Source organism: Acidisoma sp. (genome assembly GCF_035492295.1).
In the GTDB taxonomy this organism is placed as follows: Bacteria; Pseudomonadota; Alphaproteobacteria; order Acetobacterales; family Acetobacteraceae; genus Acidisoma.
The window spans coordinates 1-17,236 of sequence record NZ_DATJJK010000051.1 but is presented as its reverse complement, the minus strand read 5'-3'; the positions used below and the strand labels follow the sequence as shown (position 1 = coordinate 17,236).

At 66.0% G+C, this 17,236-nt stretch carries 17 protein-coding genes; 11 read left to right on the top strand and 6 right to left on the bottom strand.

Features of this window, described 5'->3' with window-relative positions:
- Window positions 1-1,359: NAD(P)/FAD-dependent oxidoreductase (locus VL752_RS03695; RefSeq protein ID WP_325352392.1), on the bottom strand; the 1,359-nt coding region annotated here is incomplete at its 3' end.
- Between the two features lie 120 nt (window positions 1,360-1,479).
- Window positions 1,480-3,291 carry a tetratricopeptide repeat-containing sulfotransferase family protein gene (locus VL752_RS03690; protein ID WP_325352391.1) on the bottom strand — a complete coding sequence of 604 codons (1,812 nt, stop codon included), beginning with the start codon at window positions 3,289-3,291 and terminating at the stop codon, window positions 1,480-1,482.
- 175 nt (window positions 3,292-3,466) lie between these two features.
- Between VL752_RS03690 and VL752_RS03685 the strand changes: the two genes are divergently transcribed.
- The 4 genes from VL752_RS03685 (at window position 3,467) to VL752_RS03670 (ending at window position 6,590) form a co-directional block, all read left to right on the top strand.
- Window positions 3,467-3,925, top strand: coding sequence for a GNAT family N-acetyltransferase (locus VL752_RS03685; RefSeq protein WP_325352390.1), 459 nt, complete (start codon window positions 3,467-3,469; stop codon window positions 3,923-3,925).
- A complete protein-coding gene (locus VL752_RS03680; RefSeq protein WP_325352389.1) occupies window positions 3,922-4,254 on the top strand; it encodes a DUF167 domain-containing protein in 333 nt (110 codons plus the stop codon). The genes VL752_RS03685 and VL752_RS03680 overlap by 4 nt, the downstream gene beginning before the upstream one ends.
- 120 nt (window positions 4,255-4,374) lie before the next feature.
- Window positions 4,375-5,823 carry a pyruvate kinase gene (gene pyk, locus VL752_RS03675; RefSeq protein WP_325352388.1) on the top strand — a complete coding sequence of 483 codons (1,449 nt, stop codon included), beginning with the start codon at window positions 4,375-4,377 and terminating at the stop codon, window positions 5,821-5,823.
- Window positions 5,824-5,846: 23 nt separating this feature from the next.
- Window positions 5,847-6,590, top strand: coding sequence for an SDR family oxidoreductase (locus tag VL752_RS03670; RefSeq protein ID WP_325352387.1), 744 nt, complete (start codon window positions 5,847-5,849; stop codon window positions 6,588-6,590).
- Between the two features lie 106 nt (window positions 6,591-6,696).
- Here the strand turns inward: VL752_RS03670 and VL752_RS03665 are convergent, their stop codons facing one another.
- The 3 genes from VL752_RS03665 to tsaB are packed head-to-tail and all read right to left on the bottom strand — an operon-like array spanning window position 6,697 to window position 8,852.
- Complete coding sequence (locus VL752_RS03665) at window positions 6,697-7,686, bottom strand: NAD(P)-dependent oxidoreductase (RefSeq protein ID WP_325352386.1); 990 nt, start codon at window positions 7,684-7,686, stop codon at window positions 6,697-6,699.
- 36 nt (window positions 7,687-7,722) lie between these two features.
- Window positions 7,723-8,163 (bottom strand): GNAT family N-acetyltransferase, encoded by a 441-nt coding sequence (locus VL752_RS03660; protein WP_325352385.1) that lies wholly within the window; start codon window positions 8,161-8,163, stop codon window positions 7,723-7,725.
- Window positions 8,160-8,852 carry a tRNA (adenosine(37)-N6)-threonylcarbamoyltransferase complex dimerization subunit type 1 TsaB gene (tsaB, locus tag VL752_RS03655; protein WP_325352384.1) on the bottom strand — a complete coding sequence of 231 codons (693 nt, stop codon included), beginning with the start codon at window positions 8,850-8,852 and terminating at the stop codon, window positions 8,160-8,162. Before tsaB ends, VL752_RS03660 begins: the two co-directional genes overlap by 4 nt.
- A gap of 55 nt (window positions 8,853-8,907) precedes the next feature.
- Between tsaB and lnt the strand changes: the two genes are divergently transcribed.
- Both lnt and VL752_RS03645 read left to right on the top strand, forming a co-directional pair.
- Window positions 8,908-10,428 (top strand): apolipoprotein N-acyltransferase, encoded by a 1,521-nt coding sequence (lnt, locus tag VL752_RS03650; RefSeq protein WP_325352383.1) that lies wholly within the window; start codon window positions 8,908-8,910, stop codon window positions 10,426-10,428.
- 202 nt (window positions 10,429-10,630) lie between these two features.
- Window positions 10,631-11,095, top strand: coding sequence for a helix-turn-helix domain-containing protein (locus VL752_RS03645; protein ID WP_325352382.1), 465 nt, complete (start codon window positions 10,631-10,633; stop codon window positions 11,093-11,095).
- A 33-nt stretch (window positions 11,096-11,128) separates the two neighbouring features.
- On the opposite strand, the gene VL752_RS03640 is transcribed toward VL752_RS03645, so the two are convergent.
- Complete coding sequence (locus tag VL752_RS03640; protein ID WP_325352393.1) at window positions 11,129-12,046, bottom strand: LysR substrate-binding domain-containing protein; 918 nt, start codon at window positions 12,044-12,046, stop codon at window positions 11,129-11,131.
- Between the two features lie 96 nt (window positions 12,047-12,142).
- On the opposite strand from VL752_RS03640, the gene VL752_RS03635 reads away from it, so the two are divergent.
- From VL752_RS03635 to uvrC, 5 genes are all read left to right on the top strand, one after another.
- A complete protein-coding gene (locus VL752_RS03635; protein WP_325352381.1) occupies window positions 12,143-12,361 on the top strand; it encodes a DUF1127 domain-containing protein in 219 nt (72 codons plus the stop codon).
- A 58-nt stretch (window positions 12,362-12,419) separates the two neighbouring features.
- Window positions 12,420-14,642, top strand: a complete 2,223-nt coding sequence (gene uvrB, locus VL752_RS03630) for an excinuclease ABC subunit UvrB (protein WP_325352380.1) — start codon at window positions 12,420-12,422, stop codon at window positions 14,640-14,642.
- Window positions 14,639-15,409 (top strand): SDR family oxidoreductase, encoded by a 771-nt coding sequence (locus tag VL752_RS03625; protein ID WP_325352379.1) that lies wholly within the window; start codon window positions 14,639-14,641, stop codon window positions 15,407-15,409. Before uvrB ends, VL752_RS03625 begins: the two co-directional genes overlap by 4 nt.
- On the top strand, window positions 15,406-15,822 hold the full coding sequence (locus tag VL752_RS03620) for a dihydroneopterin aldolase (RefSeq protein ID WP_325352378.1): 417 nt from the start codon (window positions 15,406-15,408) through the stop codon (window positions 15,820-15,822). Before VL752_RS03625 ends, VL752_RS03620 begins: the two co-directional genes overlap by 4 nt.
- 224 nt (window positions 15,823-16,046) lie before the next feature.
- Window positions 16,047-17,236 (top strand): excinuclease ABC subunit UvrC (gene uvrC, locus VL752_RS03615; protein ID WP_325352377.1); only part of this gene is annotated, 1,190 nt, incomplete at its 3' end.

Genomic DNA, 17,236 nt, shown 5'->3' with positions numbered 1-17,236 from the left:
CTCCTCATGATTGGTATTGCTGATGAAGACCGAGGAGAGACGGTCGAAGGTCAGCACGCCATCCGGCTTGGGATAGGCAATCTTGTCGTCCTCGCGCGCGGGTTCCAGCACCTCGTTGTCGGCATGGGGGTGGTGGAAGGTCCAAGGCGCCTTGCCGCGGAAGATCATGGTGTCGACGGCGGAATACAGAAAGCCGCCAAAATTGCCAAACTTCGCGAAGGAGGGACGAATGTTGCGCACGGCGGAGAGTTCGCTGTGCAGCCAACTCGCGCGGAGTTTGTCGGTAAAGGCCGTGGGCTCCGCCGCGGACGCGGCACGCGCTTCCGCTACCGCCTCCGCCGCCATCATGCCGGATTTCATGGCCGCGTGGGTGCCCTTAATCTTAGGCACGTTGAGGAAGCCTGCCGCATCGCCAAGCAGTGCCCCGCCGGGGAAGGTAAGGCGGGGGATGGATTGCAGCCCGCCCTCGCTCAGCGCCCGCGCGCCGTAAGCGATGCGTCGCCCGCCCTCGAAGTGCTTCCGCAGGTGGGGATGTGTCTTGAGCCGCTGCATCTCCTCGAAGGGGGAAATCCAGGTGTTCTTGTAGTCGAGCCCAATGACGAAGCCGTAGGAGACGAGATTGTCGCCCAGATGATAGAGCCAGGAGCCGCCATAGGTCTCATTGTCCATCGGCCAGCCGAAGCTGTGCTCTATCAGTCCCTTACGGTGGTTGGCCTCCGGAATCTCCCAGAGTTCCTTGATGCCGAGCCCGTAGGTCTGCGGGTCCACACCGTTGCGCAGGTCGAAGCGCGCCATGAGCTGCTTTGAGAGGCTGCCGCGGCAGCCCTCGGCGAAGAGGGTATAGGGCGCGCGCAGTTCCATGCCCGGCTGGTAGTTAGGGCCATGCGCGCCGGAGCGGTCCACGCCCATGTCGCCGGTCGCGATGCCGACGATGCGGCCCTCCTCCTCCAGCAGTTCCGCTGCGGCGAAGCCGGGATAGATTTCGACGCCGAGCGCTTCCGCCTGGGCGCCGAGCCAGCGCACGACGTCGCCCAGCGAGACGATGTAATTGCCGCGGTTGTGCATCTGCGGTGGGGTGGGCAGGCGGAAGGCGCTTTCCTCGGTCAGGAAATAGAAGCGGTCTTCCTTCGCCTCCGTCGTCAACGGCGCATCCAGCTCCCGCCAGTTGGGCAGCAGTTCCTCGAGCGCGCGGGGCTCGATCACCGCGCCGGACAGGATATGGGCGCCGACCTCGCTGCCCTTCTCGACGACGCAGACCGAGGCATCGGGCTCCAGCTGCTTGAGGCGGATGGCGGCGGCCAGCCCGGCTGGCCCGGCGCCCACGATCACCGTATCGAACTCCATGGATTCGCGCTGCATAGCCTCTCCCAGCCCGGCTCAGACCCCGATGGGGCAACGATAAAGACGATTGCGCCTAGTGATGCCCATGGCTTGGGGTCCGGCGCAAGCGGGCAGGGGCCGGGTTTTGCGTGATCCTTTTCAGCCGGCCTCATAGCCGAGCCGCTCCATCAACGCGGCAAGAATGGGCAGCACGGGTTCCAGCTGCCGACGGTAGTGCCGCCAGCGGCCGACCGAGCGATCATAAAGCGGTTCCGTCACCTGGGCGTAGCTGGCGGTGCGGGCATAGCGCCGGTTCTCGTGGAAGGTGATGCAGGCCGGGTCGAAATCCAGGCCGAGGAACTCCAGCATGCCGGTGATCGTCTCCACCTGATTCCCGATCACCTGCTCGTAGCGAACCATGCGGTAGCGAAGCGCCGGCATTTCGGCCCGGTAATGGGCGACGAGATCCATGATCCGGGCGTAATGCAGCGCCGCCGTTTCCAAGGCGCTCGCGCAATGAAAGCCATGGGTGAAGTGGTTGGAGAAGGCCGAGACCATCACGTCCAGCGGATGGCGGACGACGTGCAGCAGGGGGGAGTGGGGGAAGACAAGGCCGATGAGGCCGAGATGCGTTTCGTTGAGCGGCATCTTGTCCGTGAAATGGCGAATTCCGGGGCGCAGCACGCCCATCTGCCGCACCTTCTGCAAATAGACATCCCGCAGCAGATCGAGCCCCTGGCGCTGGTCGCCCATCCAGAGTTCGGAGAGCGCCTCCGGGTAACCGAGCGTACTGCCGAGCAGGCGGGGCAGGACGTGGGTCAGTTCCTGGACCAGCGGCAGTTCGTCCCCCGCGGCGATGAGCGGATGTGCCGAGAGGCTCTGCTCTAGAAGCGTGGTGCCGGAGCGCGGGAAACCCAGAATGAAGATGGGCTGGGGTTCCGTCGGATGTGGTGCGGCGCGCGGCAGGAGAGCGAGGCGGGAGGCGACATAGAAGCGGCTCAGGCGCGCGATCTCCCGCTCGGCGCCGTCTGGCGCATAAGACTGGCCGGAGAGGGCGAGGGCCCGGGCCTTGCCCTCCGCGAAGGCGGCCCAGGCATCCTCGTAGCGGCCGAGCCGGTCCAGCAGACGGCCCTTTTCCAACAGTTCTGCCGGGCCCAGCCCGCCCGGTCGCTCTTGCGCCATGCCGTCTATCAGGGCGACCGCGGCCTCGCTCTCGCCCTCGCGGCCGAGCAGGGTGGCGCGCGTCAAGGAGAGCTGCGGATCCCCGGGATAGGCGATTTCAGCCACATCCAGCAGGGCGCGGGCAGCATCGAAACGCCGGTCGGCCTCCTCCAGCCGGGCGAAGCCGAGCAGGGTCTGCCGCACTGTCGGCGCCAGGCTGAGCGATTCCCGGTAGAGGCGGCGAGCCTCCTCCATCCGGCCCTGGCTTTTTAGGTTCCAAGCCAGATTGGCGAGCAGAATCGGGTCGCGTCCGGGCGCGAGGTCCAGCACCCGGCGATAGTGGTATTCGCCGGTCTGCGGCCGGCCCGCCTCGGTCATGATCATGGCCATGACATTGTGCGCCTGAGCGTTGATCGGGGCGACGCGGATTGCGTTGCGCGCCTGGGCCTCCGCTTCAGCCATGCGGCCCCGGGAGAAGAGCGCCATGGCGAGGGCCAGCAGCGCAGGCAGGTTGTTGGGATCGAGCAGCGCTACCCGACGCAGCAGCGCTTCCGCCGCCTCAGGCCGGTTCTGCCGCTGTCTGATGTCCGCAAGCAGTGCGAGGCCGGCGACGGAATCCGGTGTGAGCTCCAGGAGATCGACGAGCAATTCCTCGGCCCGGCCGGTATCGCCTGTCACCAGCGCCGCTTGCGCCTCGGCGACCAGTGGCAGCAGCCGATGGAGCGCCGAGGCCCGGGTGCGCTCCGCCGGCCGCCAGTCGCAGCAGTGCCGGGGCCGCAAGCCGCTGCCGCAGACGCAGAGCCGGGCCATGATGGCGCCCCTCCGATGACAGTCTTTTATGATTCGATATAGAAATAAAATGGATCGCAGCGGCTGTCGAGACCGGCGGTGGTTTGACAGGGCTTCTGCACAGTGAACCGCAGTTCTAGTGTGGGGCTGCGCCCGGGATGTTCCGGCCGCGCAGCACAGCCAGGGACAGAACAGCATGGCCGCCATTCGGATCGCCCCGGTGACCAACGAGGATCGCACGACCTGGACGCCGCTTTGGCAGGGTTACCAGCGCTTCTACGAAGTCTCCCTGTCGGACGAGGTGACGGAGACGCTGTGGTCCCGCAGCCTGGACCCGGCCGAGCCGGTTTTTGCGGCGCTGGCCTGGGATGGTGCGGTGGCGCTCGGCCTTGTCCACTATCTCTACCATCGCAATACGTGGACGGTGGGCAACAGCTGCTATCTCAACGATCTCTTCGTGCTGCCCGAGGCGCGGGGGCGCGGCGTGGGCCGCGCGTTGATCCTGCATTGCCATGCCGAGGCCCGGGCGGCGGGCTGCGAGACGGTCTACTGGCATACGCACGAGACCAACGGTACGGCACGGGCGCTGTATGACCGCATCGGCCGCCGCAGCGGCTTCCTGCACTATGCCATGACACGGATGAACGGTGGATGACGCCGGGGGCCAAGCCCTATGCCGCCGAAGCGAGTGGGCTGCGGCTGGCCGTCCGGCTGACGCCGCGCGCCCGCCGCGAGGGGTTGGACGGCGTGATCCTGGGCACGGACGGCAGGCCCGCGCTGCAGATCCGCTTGGCCGCGCCGCCGGTGGAAGGGGCGGCGAACAGGGCGCTCATTGCGTTTCTCGCTGATGGCCTCGGCCTGCGGAAGGCCGACGTCACCATCCGGTCCGGCGAGACGGCACGGATGAAGATCCTGTTACTCGCGGGTAACGCCGACCGTCTCGTCACACGTCTAGAGGAGTGGATTGCTCGCGGAGGGGGTTGATTCACCCCCCGCTCTCATGGCTCATGTCGCCCGCCTGCCGCCACGCAGGGGTTTCCTTGCGGGCGAGGCGCCTCGGGGCCTGCAGCCCTCTTCTTTTTCTCACAAGCTGGGACGCCCGCAATGTCGCTTTCTCGTACGCCGATCGCTTCACAGCGGCTGCGCCGCCGCCGCCGCACGAAGATCATCGCGACACTCGGGCCAGCAAGCTCGACCACAGAGGTCATCACCCGGCTTTTCCAAACCGGCGCCGATGTTTTTCGTCTGAATTTCAGTCATGGCAGCCATGAGGATCACGCGGCTCGCATCGCCTCCATCCGCGAGATCGAAAAACGCTTTGATCGCCCCATCGGCATTCTGGCCGATGTCCAGGGCCCGAAGCTGCGCGTCGGCCGTTTTGCCGGCGGCAAGGTCCATCTTCAGACCGGCCAGGCCTTCCGCCTCGACCTCAACCCGACGCCGGGCGACGCTCGCCGGGTTAATCTGCCCCACCCCGAAATCATCGCCGCCGCCGCCATCAACAGCCACCTGCTGCTGGACGACGGTAAGCTGCGCCTGCGGGTGACGCACAAGCGCGACGATCATCTGGAAACCGAGGTCATCTTCGGCGGCCCACTGTCCGACCGGAAGGGCGTGAACGTGCCCGATGTCGTGCTGCCCATTCCGGCGCTGACCGAAAAGGATCGGATCGATCTTGAATTCGCGCTCAATGCCGGGGTCGATTACATCGGCCTCTCCTTCGTGCAGCGGCCTGAGGACGTGATCGAGGCGAAGGAAATCGCCGCCGGCCGCGCCTGGATCATGGTCAAGATGGAGAAACCCCAGGCCCTCGAAAATCTCGACGAGATCATTCGCCTCTCCGATGCCGTCATGGTCGCGCGCGGCGATCTCGGCGTCGAACTGCCGCCGGAGGAAGTGCCGCTGGCGCAGAAGCGCATCGTCCGCACCGCGCGCCAGATGGGCAAGCCCGTTGTTGTCGCAACGCAGATGCTGGAAAGCATGATCACGGCGCCCGCGCCGACCCGCGCCGAGGCCTCCGACGTCGCCACCGCCGTGTTTGACGGCGCGGACGCGGTGATGCTTTCGGCCGAGACCGCGGCCGGCCAATACCCTTACGAGGCGGTCAATATCATGGATCGCATCGTGGCGCGGGTGGAGCAGGATGCTGGCTGGCGTCAGATCACCGATGCCTCGCGCCCGGAGCCGGAAGGCTCCGCGTCGGACGCGATCGCGACCGCGGCCCGGCAGGTCGCCCATACCATCAAGGCCGCGGCCATTGCCGCCTTCACGGACAGCGGCATGACCGCCCTGCGGGTTGCGCGTGAGCGTCCCGATTGCCCGATCCTCGGCCTCACCCCCAAGCCTGAGACGGCGCGCCGTCTTGCCGTCGTCTGGGGCGTGCACGCGGTGATCGCGCGGGAGGTCGATTCCTTCACGGAAGCGACGGACGAAGCCCGCGAAGAGGCGCGCAAGGAAAACATGGCGCAGCCGGCCGAGCAGATCGTGGTGACCGCCGGCGTGCCCTTCCGTCAGTCCGGCGGCACCAATATGGTGCATGTCGCGAAAGTTTAATCCGTCTTTTCAAGGAGATTCCGATGACCCAGCTCCCGGCCATTCTGGTTACCGGCGGGAGCCGGGGGATCGGCGCTGCCATCTGCCGCCTGCTGGCCTCGCACGGCTACCCCGTGGTGGTTAACTATGCGAACCGCGCCGATGCGGCTGACGCCGTAGTCTCCGAGATTAAGGCGGCGGGCGGCCGCGCCACCGCCATCCGGGGCGATATCTCCCATCCCGCGCGGGTGAAGCGGGTCTTCGCGGATGCCGAGGCGGCGCTTGGCCCCATCGGCGGGCTCGTGAACAATGCCGGCACCACCGGACTCCATGCCCGGGTTGAGGACCAGACCCAGGCCGCTCTGGAGGCGCTCTTCGCCATCAACGTATTTGGGACGATCTATTGCGCGCAGGAGGCGGTGCGCCGGATGTCGACAGCCCATGGCGGGCAGGGCGGCGCGATCGTCAACATCTCCTCGGTTGCCGCCCGGCTCGGCGGGCTGTCGGGCCTCGTGCCCTATGCCGCGACCAAGGGCGCGGTGGAAAGCTTCACCACCGGTCTTGCGAACGAAGTCGCGCGGGAAGGCATCCGGGTGAATGCGGTGGCACCCGGCATGACGGCGACGGACATGGCGACGGAGGAGATGCGGCAGGCCGCGAGCCGCGGCGGCATTCCGATGGGCCGGATCGGCGAGGCGGAGGAGATTGCCCAGGCGGTGCTCTGGCTGCTTTCCCCTGCCGCCTCCTATGTCACAGGAACGGTCGTGACCGTTTCCGGCGGCCGCTAAACTGCGATCGGCAGCTGAATCACAAGCAACTTATTGATGAGGGTGTGATCGGTTCGGAGTGAATCGCTTCCGCGACTCACTTTGAACCGATCTGACCGAGAGACTGCTAGTAGCCCCTGTTGAAATCGACCGGAGTGAGCAGCGGCTCGCCCCGCTCGAGGGCGGCGAGATTGGCAAAGAAGATATCCAGCGAGCGCGGCACGTAGCTCACCACATCGTCGACCGAGACGTGCGGCGTCATCACCATGTTTTTCGTGGTCCAGACCCGGTCGTCAGCCGCCACCGGCTCAGGGTCGAAGACGTCGAGCACCGCGCCTGACAGATGGCCCTGGTCGAGGGCGTCGCACAGCGCGGTTTGGTCGACCAATGGGCCGCGACCGATATTCACCACCGAGGCGCCGCGGGGCAGCAGGGCGATGCGCCGCGCATCGAGGATCTTGCGCGTTGCAGGGGTCAGGGGCGCCGAGATGACCAGGAATTCGGTTTCTGGCAGGACAGCGTCCAGCTGGTCGGTCGGCAGCACGCGGTCGCATCCGGGATGCGGCTCCGGCTTGGTGCGCAGACCCGTCACCACCATGCCGAAATGCTTTGCCTGTTCCGCCGCCGCGCCGCCCATGGCGCCGAGGCCGAGGATGGTGAGCTTCCGGCCGCGCAGACCGCGGGTGAAGCGCTGGCCCCAAACCTTATTCTGTTGGTCGGCGATGCATTCCGGCATGCCGTTGGCGAGCATGAGCAGCGCCATGGCGACGAATTCGCCCGCTTTCTCGGCATGGGCGCCGCGATTGTTGACATAGGGCACCGGCGGCATCTGGTCGGCCGGCAGCGTGTCCACCCCGGCCGCGACGGAGAAGATCATCTTGAGCGCCGGGGCATGTTCGGGCTGCAGTTTTGCGATGAGGCGCTTGATGGCGGCGGGGCCGGAGACGAGGATCTCGGTCTCGGCGGCGACGGCATCGAAGTCTGCCTCCGATGCCCCAAAGGTCACGACATGCCTGGCATTTTCCTGCCCGCCACGGGCGAGCGCCTCGGCCCATTGTGCGGGCGAAACGTTGAAGACTTCGGGCTGTTTGGGATTGTTCTGGATATGAATGCGCATGGCCAAAGACTGGCGCGGCTGTCCGCCGATGGCAAGTCAGTCGGGTGGCGGCGACGGCAGGTCTGCCCGCAGTACCAGCGCATCGGAGCCATTCGCATAATAGGCACGACGCCGCCCGACTTCGGCGAAACCAGCGGCGGCATAGAGACCGAGCGCCGGTGTGTTGTCGACCTCGACCTCAAGAAAGACCGAGCGCGCGCCGAGACGCGCGGCACGGTCCAGGGCATCCGCCAGCAGCCCTGCCGCGATCCCAAGGCGGCGCATTGCCGGCACGGTGCCGAGGGTCAGGATTTCAGCTTCGTCCGCGGTCACCCGCAGCAGGATCATGCCGCCACGGCTGTCCAGCAGGCCGAGCACGCCGTGCATCTCGAGCTGCTGCTGGAAGGTCGCGGCGTCCCACCGCTCGCGCGGAAAGGACAGCGCGTGGATCGCGGCGAGGACAGGAGCATAGGCCGGGCCGACGAGATCGATGCTCATGGTGGTGCGGGGGGCGCGTTCTTCGGTGGCGGGCGCAGACCGCCGCGGGGGAGTAGGGCGCGCGGCGGATCGATATAGAGCGGCAGGGCGGCGAGCGGGCCGAGCCGGCCGGCTGCGCGGGCGACGCCGGCGCGGGCGACGCCTTCGGCATGGGGCAGGCGAGCGCTTGTCACTGAGATATCCGGCCTGCCAAGCGCCTCGGCGAGCGACGTCGCGCCGTCTCCCGTCAGGGCGACAGGTCCCGGCGGGTGAGGGGGATCCGCCAGGAGAGCGACGGTCCAGTCCGTCGGCGCGCCGCCCCGGTGAATGAAAATCCGCCCTTGCCGGGCGTCGAGCGCGCACCAAAGGAGCGGGTGCGGTTCGGGGAGAGCAAAGGCGAGCGCTTCGGCCGTGGTGACCGGAATGAGCGGCAGACCGGCGCCGGTCGCGAGGCCGGAAGCGAAGGCCATGCTGGCGCGAAGCCCGGTGAAGCTGCCGGGACCGACATTGACCGCAACCGCGCCGAGATCACTCGCTTGCAGTCCCGCCTCGGCCAGCAGATCGGCAACCATCCGGGGCAGAAAGGCGGCCTCTCCTGTCTGTCCGCTGCGTTCGGCAAGGCCCAGAACGCCGTCCTCCGCCAGCAGGAGGGCGGAGCAGAGGTGCGACGAGGCCTCGAGCGCGAGCAGCGGGAAGGGAAGTGAGGGCATCGAGCCTTTGTCCTGAAGCCTGTTACACACCGACATGGCACGGCGCTTGCCAAGCATGAGCCGCAGATGTAGCCGCCATGCCATGCGCAAGCTTCTGATTCTAGCACTCATCTTCGGTCTGATCGCGGGGCTTGCCCTGCCACCCTTCTACCTCCTTCCGGTGCTTTGGATCAGTTTGCCCGGCTTGCTGTGGCTTATTGGTCGCGCCGCGACCTGGCGGCAGGCGGCGCTGATCGGCCTCGCCTTCGGCTTCGGGCTCAATTGTCTTGGCCTCTACTGGATCACCGAACCGATCCTGATCGAGGCGGCGCAGTTCTGGTGGCTGGTGCCCTTCGCGACGCCGGGCCTCGCCCTGGTCGTGGGGGTCTTCATCGCCGTGCCGGCGGCGCTCGCATGGATGGTGCCCCGGGGGCTCGCCCGCATCCTCGTGCTCACCGGGGCCTGGACGCTGGCCGATCTCGCCCAGCAATTCGTGCTGACCGGCTTCCCCTGGAATTTCTGGGGCACGGACGTGGCGGTGCCGGGCCGGCTCGGTACGTTGCTGATCCAGCCCGCCGCCTGGATCGGCGTGCTGGGCCTGACCCTCGCCCTCGTCTTCGTGGCCTCTCTGCCCGCGCTCGGCAGGCGTGGCATCGCTGCCTCGGTGGCGCTGATGGCGGTCTGGGCCGGTGCCGGAGCCGCGCGGCTCGGCACGTCCCATCCCGCAAAACCCGCGGCGGTGATCGGCCTGATCCAGGGTGACGGCACGGCGGAATTCGTCTCGACGCGGGAAGCCGCCGTCGCCCTCTTCCGCCGCTACCTGGCGCTCAGCGCCGAGGCGGTGGCGAAAGCGCGCGCCGAGCATCCCGATCTGCCGATCGCACTCCTCTGGCCGGAGACCGCCTCGCCCTTCTTCCTGCAGACCGATGTTGGCGCTCGGCAGGCGATTGCCGAGACCGTAGGGCCGGACGTGACAGTCATTACCGGCATGCTGCGCTTCGGCCCCCATGACACGATCTTCAACAGCATGGGCGTGGTGCGGGGGCCGGGGCCGCTGCTCGCGACCTACGACAAATGGCATCTGGTGCCCTTCGGCGAATATGAGCCGGACTGGATGCCGCTGCAGGTCCTGCCGGGCCAGGGCTTCACGCCAGGAACCGGCCCCAAGACGCTGCACATTCCGGGGCTGCCCCCGGTCGGCCCGATCATCTGCTACGAGTCCGTCTTCTCGGGCCAGATCATCAAGGAGACCGACCGGCCGGACTGGATCGCCCTCGTCACCAACGATGCCTGGTTCGGCGACAGTTCTGGCCCGCGCCAGCACCTGGCAGCCGGGCGGATGCGCGCGGTGGAGGAGGGGATGCCGCTGGCGCGCGCGGCCAATACCGGCATTTCGGCGCTGTTCGATGCGTCGGGTCGGGAGATCGGGCGCATCGGGATGGATCGCCAGGGGGTCTTCGTCGCCACCCTGCCGGGAGAATTGCCGCCGACGCTCTTTTCGCGCCTTGGCCTATGGGCGCCGGCGGCGCTCGCGCTGCTCACCTTGCTGGCCGGGATCTGCCTCGGCTGGCGCCGCCGCGCCATGCCTGCCCGGTAAATTTCCGCGTCATTTCGATCGAGAACGTGCTACAGGGTGAGAGTTATCAAATAGTTAAATTGTATCGTTTCGAACGTCCTGGCGCCGTCGCAATTTTTATGTGATTAGAACGCTTTGGCGATAAAGCTTTCACCGCGCCGTGGACGCACGGGTCGGCCTTTTGGACGCGATTTTATTTCCAGCCGACCGATCTGAAAGACGCATGGAAAAACGCGCAACTGCCGTGGCAGACTCGGTCCCCAGCCCTATCGATGTGCATGTCGGTGCGCGTATTCGGCAACGGCGCGTGGCACTCGGCATGTCCCAGGAAAAACTGGGAGGCGCCTTGAACCTCACCTTCCAGCAGATCCAGAAATACGAGCGTGGTGCCAATCGCGTCGGCGCCTCACGCCTCTATGACCTTTGCCGCGTTTTCGACGTGACGGCCGATTATTTTTTCGAAGGCCTGCCGGATTTCGATGCGATCGAGGCGGCGGGCTACTTGCCTCACGGTGCCGCGGCTCCCGCCTATGCCTTTGCCGAGGAGCAGGCCCGGTTTGCGCCGGAACGCGAGGAGATGCCTGCCGACACGGCGGAACTGTTACGGCATTTCTCACGCGTGACGGACCCTGAGGTGCGCCTGCGCATTCTCGACCTCGTCAAGTCGCTGGCCGCGCCCGCCCGCTGAGACGGAAGACCCCGCCGTTCGCCAAGCATTTGGTCAGGCCGCTAATTCCGGTGCCAATTGGCCGGGCTTGCCCGCTTCCCGGCTGAAGACCTCCGAGATGTAGTCGGCGAGCGCATCCGTCACCGGTTGCCGTGCCTCCCGCGCTTTGACCATCAGCACCTGGAAATCGGGCAGCGGCGGCAGCCCATCCTCTCGTCCGAGAACCACCAGCCCATCGGGCAGGGCGGTCTCCGGGGAGATGGTGATGGCGAGCCCCGCCAGCACCGGGGCGAGGGTGCCGGTCTGTGCCGCCGAGGTATAGGCGACGCGGAAGCGTCGTCCTGCCGTCTCGAGGCTCTCGGTCGCCGCCTTGCGCCAGCAACAGGTGGGGTCGGAGAGGGCGAGCGGGAGCGGGTCGAGCCGGTGGGTCGCATGCCGTTCGGCGCCGACCCAGACCAGCGGCCCGCGCCAGAGTGCCTCTCCCTCCATGCCCTCGGCCGAATTCCCCTCCGAGACCAACGCAAGATCGAGTGCTCCGCCGCGCAGCTTGGGCACGAGCTCGTTCGAGGGCGCGCAGACGACCTCGATCTCGACACTCGGATAGACTTCCGCGAAGCGCATGAGGACGCGCGGCAGGAAGCGCAAGGCGTAGTCATCCGGCGTGCCGAGGCGGACGGAGCCGCTGACCGAGGGCGTGTGGAAGGTGCGCCAGACATCGTCGTTCAGGGCCAGCATCTCCCGTGCGCGGTCGAGCAGGAACTGTCCGTGGCGGGTAAGATCCACGCTGCCGCCGCGGCCGCGATGAAAGAGCTGCTCGCCGAGCACGCTCTCCAGTCGCTGCATCTGCATGGAGACGGCGGATTGCGTGCGCCCGACCATCTGGGCGGCGCGGGTGAAACTGCGCTCCTCCGCGATGAGCACGAAGCTGCGCAGCAGATCGGGGTCAAGACTTGCCGGGCGGGTCATGCCCATCAAGCTAATTGATTCTCATCATAAGAACAATTCGTTTTTCTGATTACGATGACGAGCCCATCCTTCCTTCAGATCAATCCTGGAAGGAGGACCGCCATGTCTCTCGCCATCGATACACGGGCGCTTTCCACCGAGGCCCGCCGCGCGCCGACACGCCTCTGGCGGAGGCTTGCCACCGCCTATGTCGCCGCCACCCGCCGTGCCGCCTTGCGGCGCGAACTCGACCGGATGGATGCCCATATGCTGGCCGATATCGGCGTCTCGCGCGCACAGCTTCGCTTCGAACTGGAAGAGGCGGGTCGACGCGGGCGCTGACCTCCTTTGCAGCGCCTGAGCCCTCGATAAAGCGGCGGCATGGGACTATGTTCACGCTATGTCCCAGGCCGTCGCACGCACCCCTGTCCCTCCGATGCTGTTCATGCCCGAGAAACAGCCGGTACGACCCCATCTGAAGCCGTTCAAGGTCGTCTCGGAATTCGAGCCGAACGGCGACCAGCCGACCGCCATCCGCGAACTCGTGACCGGCGCCCATGCTGGAGAGCGCGACCAGGTGCTGCTCGGCGTTACCGGCTCGGGCAAAACCTTCACCATGGCCAAGATGATCGAGGCGGTTCAGCGCCCGACGCTCATCCTCGCTCCCAACAAGACGCTCGCCGCCCAGCTGTATGCCGAGATGAAAAGCTTCTTCCCGGAGAACGCGGTCGAGTATTTCGTGAGCTACTACGACTACTATCAGCCCGAGGCCTATGTCGCGCGCACCGACACCTATATCGAGAAGGATGCGCAGATTAACGAGCAGATCGACCGCATGCGCCATGCGGCGACCCAGGCCATCCTGGAGCGAAATGACGTCATTGTCGTCGCCTCCGTCTCCTGCATCTACGGCATCGGATCGGTGGAGACCTACGCCAAGATGGTGGTCAAGCTCGAGGTCGGTGGCCAGATCGACCGCGACAAACTGGCCAAGGCACTGGTGGAGCTGCAGTACCGCCGTAACGATGCGGCCTTCGCGCGGGGCAATTTCCGGCTGCGCGGCGAAGTGGTCGACATCTATCCCAGCCATTACGAGGACCGTGCCTGGCGCATCTCGCTGTTCGGCGATGAGATCGAGAGCATTTCCGAATTCGACCCACTGACGGGGCATGTCACCGGCAGTCTGGAGGCGGTCACCGTCTATGCGAATAGCCATTACGTGACGCCACGACCGACGCTGACCCAGGCGATCATCCGCATCAAGCAAGAGCTGAAGGAACGTCTCGCGGAGCTCGAGGCGGAGGGCAAGCTCCTCGAAGTCGAGCGGCTGAACCAGCGCACGACCTTCGACATCGAAATGATGGAGACCACCGGCTCCTGCAAGGGCATCGAGAATTACTCGCGCTATCTCACCGGCCGCGCCCCGGGAGATCCGCCGCCGACTTTCTTCGAATATTTGCCCGAGAATGCGCTGCTGATCGTGGATGAGAGCCATGTCACCGTGCCGCAGATCGGTGGCATGTCCAGAGGTGACGCCGCGCGCAAATCCATCCTTTCCGAATTCGGCTTTCGCCTGCCGAGCTGCGCGGACAATCGTCCGCTCAACTTCGACGAGTGGGAGCGTTTCCGCCCGCAGACCGTCTTTGTCTCGGCAACGCCGGGGCCGTGGGAGATGGAGCGAACCGGCGGCGCCTTCGCGGAGCAGGTGATCCGCCCGACAGGGCTGATCGATCCGGTGGTCGAAATCCGCCCCGTCGGCAATCAGGTCGACGATCTGCTGGGCGAGGTGCGGCGTGTGCGCGATGCCGGCGGCCGCGTGCTGGTGACGACGCTGACCAAGCGCATGGCGGAGGATCTGACCGAATATCTCACCGAGCAGGGCGTGCGGGTGCGCTACCTGCATTCGGACGTCGACACGCTGGAGCGGATCGAGATCATCCGCAACCTGCGCCTCGGCGTTTTCGACGTGCTCGTCGGGATCAATCTGCTGCGCGAAGGGCTCGACATTCCGGAATGCATGCTCGTCGCGATCCTCGATGCCGACAAGGAAGGTTTCTTGCGCAGCCAGACGAGCTTGATCCAGACCATCGGGCGGGCGGCGCGCAATGTGGATGGGCGGGTGATCTGCTATGCCGACCATATGACGCGGAGCCTCACCGCCGCGATTGGGGAGACCGACCGCCGCCGTCAGAAGCAACAGGACTGGAACGAGGCGCATGGCATCACGCCGGTCTCGGTGCGCAAGCATATCGGCGAGGTTCTGGAATCCGTTTTCGAACAGGATTACGTGACCGTCGCGCCGGTGAAGGATTCGGAGGTTTCCGATTTCGTCGGCAAGGATATCCGTGCCGCCATCGCCGAGATCGAGCGGCGGATGCGCGCGGCCGCGGCCGACCTGGAATTCGAGGAGGCGGCACGCCTTCGCGACGAACTCAAGCGGCTGGAGGCGATCGATCTTGGCATCGCACCGCCGCCCTCGCCCGGCGTGCGGGCGAAGAAGGATTACATGCCCGAGCCCTTGGGCCCTGGCGGCGGTGGCTACGATCCGGAGAAGCGGCGTGGTAACAGCCGAGGCAGTGGCAAAACAGGGGCCCCGCGAGGGGTGGGACGCTCGAGGCGATGACGATCGATACACGGATACCACGCGCGGCCCTCGTGACTGGGGGCGCGAAGCGGCTCGGCCGCGCCATCGCGGAAACCCTCGCGGCTGAGGGCTTCGCGGTTGCGATCCATTACAACAGCAGTGGCGAAGAGGCCGAGCAGCTGGCCACCGCCATCCGGGCACGCGGCGGCAGGGCCGTTACGCTCGGCGCCGATCTCGCCAAGGAGGCCGAGGTCGAGACACTGGTGCCGCGCGCGACGGACGCGCTGGGGCCGCTCGGTGTGCTCGTCAACAACGCCAGCACTTTCGAACGGGACGAGTGGGACGACGCGACGCGCGCGAGTTGGGACCGGCATATCGAGCCCAATCTCCGGGCTCCCTTCGTGCTCAGCCAAGCCTTCGCGCGTGGCGTGCCTGAGGCGGCGGAAGGTGTTGTGGTCAATATGCTCGACGAGCGCGTCTGGTCGCTGACGCCGCATTTCGTCTCCTACACCATCTCCAAGACCGGGCTTTGGACGCTGACGCAGTCACTGGCATTGGCGCTCGCGCCGCGCATCCGGGTGATGGGCATCGGGCCTGGCCCCGCCATGCCGAGCCCGCGCCAAAGTCAGGCCGATTTCGACCGGCAATGCGAGTCCGTCCCGCTCGGCCGCGGTACTTCGCCCGCTGAGATCGGGCGGGCGGTGCTGGCGATTCTCAGCCTGCCGTCGCTGACTGGGCAGATGCTCGCGCTGGATGGCGGGCAGCATCTGCAATGGGGCGCGACGACCGTGGACATCCGGGAATGACCGCCGAACATCCCGACCCGTTACGGCGGGTCTTCGTCCGCGATCTCGTGCTTCAGGCCAGCATAGGCGTTTATCCGGAAGAGAAGACGGGTGAGCGCCAGCCGGTCCGCATCAATATTTCCTTCGAAATGCGGGATGACGGGCTGGACCATCCAGGGGGCGTCGGGCCGGACGATGTCGGCCGGGTCGTCGATTACGATGGGCTCGCCCGGCGTATCCGCGCCTTCGTCGGCCGCTCGCATGTCGAATTGGTCGAGACCATGGCGGAGCAGATCGCGCGCCTGACCCTGCAGGACCCAAGGGTGATTTCGACCCGCATCCGGGTCGAGAAATTGGCGGTTTTCAAAGATGCCGCCGCGGCCGGCGTGGAGATTCAGCGCTTCCGGGACAAAGTTTTTCCACCACAGGGCTGATGGGTCGAAAGTTACAGTCGTGTGTCAGAATTTTGCTGTCGAAATTGTAATATTTCGATTTTTTGTGTTTGATATCAGATAGTTATTTAGTTAGTTGTAAAAATCGTCCACAAGTTGCCCCTGCGGCCGAGTCTAGCGAAAGTCTGGGCTCGCCGTTTCTCTCCACAAAGATATCCACAGCCCCCTGTGGGATGTGGAGGGGTTGCCGGACCGGAAACCGCCTAATGACCGAAGCTGAAGAAAGCCCCGAAAATGAGAGCCCGGTGCCGGCGGAAATCCGGTCGGTTTCAATCGCCCACGGCGTCGCGGTGATCGAACGCGCGCTGGAGACCATGCCGCTCGTGCCCGGCGTCTATCGCATGCTGGATGGGAAGGGCGACGCCCTCTATGTCGGCAAGGCGCGCAGCCTGAAGAAGCGCGTGACCAATTACACGCAGATCGCGCGCCTGCCGGAGCGACTGCGGCGGATGGTCGCCGAGACGATCTCCATGGAGATCGTGACGACGCATACCGAGGCGGAAGCGCTGCTCCTCGAAGCCAATCTCATCAAGCGCCTCAAGCCGCGCTTCAACATCGTGCTGCGCGACGACAAGAGCTACCCCTGGCTCATGCTGGCGGAGGACCACGATTTTCCCCAGGTGGTGAAGCATCGCGGCGCCCAGACGCGCAAAGGCACCTATTGGGGGCCCTTTGCCTCGGCCTGGTCGGTCAATCAGAGCCTCACCGCCTTGGAGCGTCTCTTCCTGCTGCGGTCCTGTACGGACAGCGTCTTCGCGAACCGCAGCCGGCCCTGCCTGCTCTTTCAGATCAAGCGCTGCTCGGCGCCCTGCGTCGACCATATCTCGAAGGAGGATTACGCGGGCCTCGTCGCCCAGGCGAAGGCCTTCCTCAGTGGCCGCGCCGCCACGATCCAGCAGCAGCTGGCGGCCGAGATGGAGCAGGCTTCGGCTGCCATGGAATTCGAGCGCGCGGCCACCCTGCGGGACCGTATCCGCGGCCTTTCCCATGTGCAGGGTACGGGCGTCATCAACCCGGCGAGCCTCAACGATGCCGATGTCATCGCCGCCTGGCAGATTGCGGGGCAAACCTGCGTGCAGGTTTTCTTCGTGCGTGGCGGGCACAACAACGGAAACCGCGCCTTCTACCCCTCCCACGCCAAGAACGAGGAGGTGGGGGAAGTGCTGGCCGCTTTCGTCGCCCAGTTCTACGAAGACAAGCCGCCACCGCCGTTGCTCCTGCTCAACCATCCGCTGGCCGAGGAGGATCTGATTGCGGAAGCGCTCTCTCTCAAGGCGAGCCGGGCGGTCGCGATCAGCGTGCCGCAGCGGGGTGAAAAGCGCGCCGTCGTTGCCCATGCCGAGCTCAATGCCCGCGAAAGCCTCGAGCGCAAGCTGGCCGAGACCGCGGGCCAGGG

What these genes read in the sequence shown, in the direction of transcription:
- VL752_RS03690 (WP_325352391.1), bottom strand. Translation starts at nt 3,291, where the DNA reads ATGGCCCGGCTCTGCGTCTGCGGCAGCGGCTTGCGGCCCCGGCACTGC.
- VL752_RS03685 (WP_325352390.1), top strand. Translation starts at nt 3,467, where the DNA reads ATGGCCGCCATTCGGATCGCCCCGGTGACCAACGAGGATCGCACGACC.
- VL752_RS03680 (WP_325352389.1), top strand. Translation starts at nt 3,922, where the DNA reads ATGACGCCGGGGGCCAAGCCCTATGCCGCCGAAGCGAGTGGGCTGCGG.
- pyk (WP_325352388.1), top strand. Translation starts at nt 4,375, where the DNA reads ATGTCGCTTTCTCGTACGCCGATCGCTTCACAGCGGCTGCGCCGCCGC.
- VL752_RS03670 (WP_325352387.1), top strand. Translation starts at nt 5,847, where the DNA reads ATGACCCAGCTCCCGGCCATTCTGGTTACCGGCGGGAGCCGGGGGATC.
- VL752_RS03665 (WP_325352386.1), bottom strand. Translation starts at nt 7,686, where the DNA reads ATGCGCATTCATATCCAGAACAATCCCAAACAGCCCGAAGTCTTCAAC.
- VL752_RS03660 (WP_325352385.1), bottom strand. Translation starts at nt 8,163, where the DNA reads ATGAGCATCGATCTCGTCGGCCCGGCCTATGCTCCTGTCCTCGCCGCG.
- tsaB (WP_325352384.1), bottom strand. Translation starts at nt 8,852, where the DNA reads ATGCCCTCACTTCCCTTCCCGCTGCTCGCGCTCGAGGCCTCGTCGCAC.
- lnt (WP_325352383.1), top strand. Translation starts at nt 8,908, where the DNA reads ATGAGCCGCAGATGTAGCCGCCATGCCATGCGCAAGCTTCTGATTCTA.
- VL752_RS03645 (WP_325352382.1), top strand. Translation starts at nt 10,631, where the DNA reads ATGGAAAAACGCGCAACTGCCGTGGCAGACTCGGTCCCCAGCCCTATC.
- VL752_RS03640 (WP_325352393.1), bottom strand. Translation starts at nt 12,046, where the DNA reads ATGGGCATGACCCGCCCGGCAAGTCTTGACCCCGATCTGCTGCGCAGC.
- VL752_RS03635 (WP_325352381.1), top strand. Translation starts at nt 12,143, where the DNA reads ATGTCTCTCGCCATCGATACACGGGCGCTTTCCACCGAGGCCCGCCGC.
- uvrB (WP_325352380.1), top strand. Translation starts at nt 12,420, where the DNA reads ATGTCCCAGGCCGTCGCACGCACCCCTGTCCCTCCGATGCTGTTCATG.
- VL752_RS03625 (WP_325352379.1), top strand. Translation starts at nt 14,639, where the DNA reads ATGACGATCGATACACGGATACCACGCGCGGCCCTCGTGACTGGGGGC.
- VL752_RS03620 (WP_325352378.1), top strand. Translation starts at nt 15,406, where the DNA reads ATGACCGCCGAACATCCCGACCCGTTACGGCGGGTCTTCGTCCGCGAT.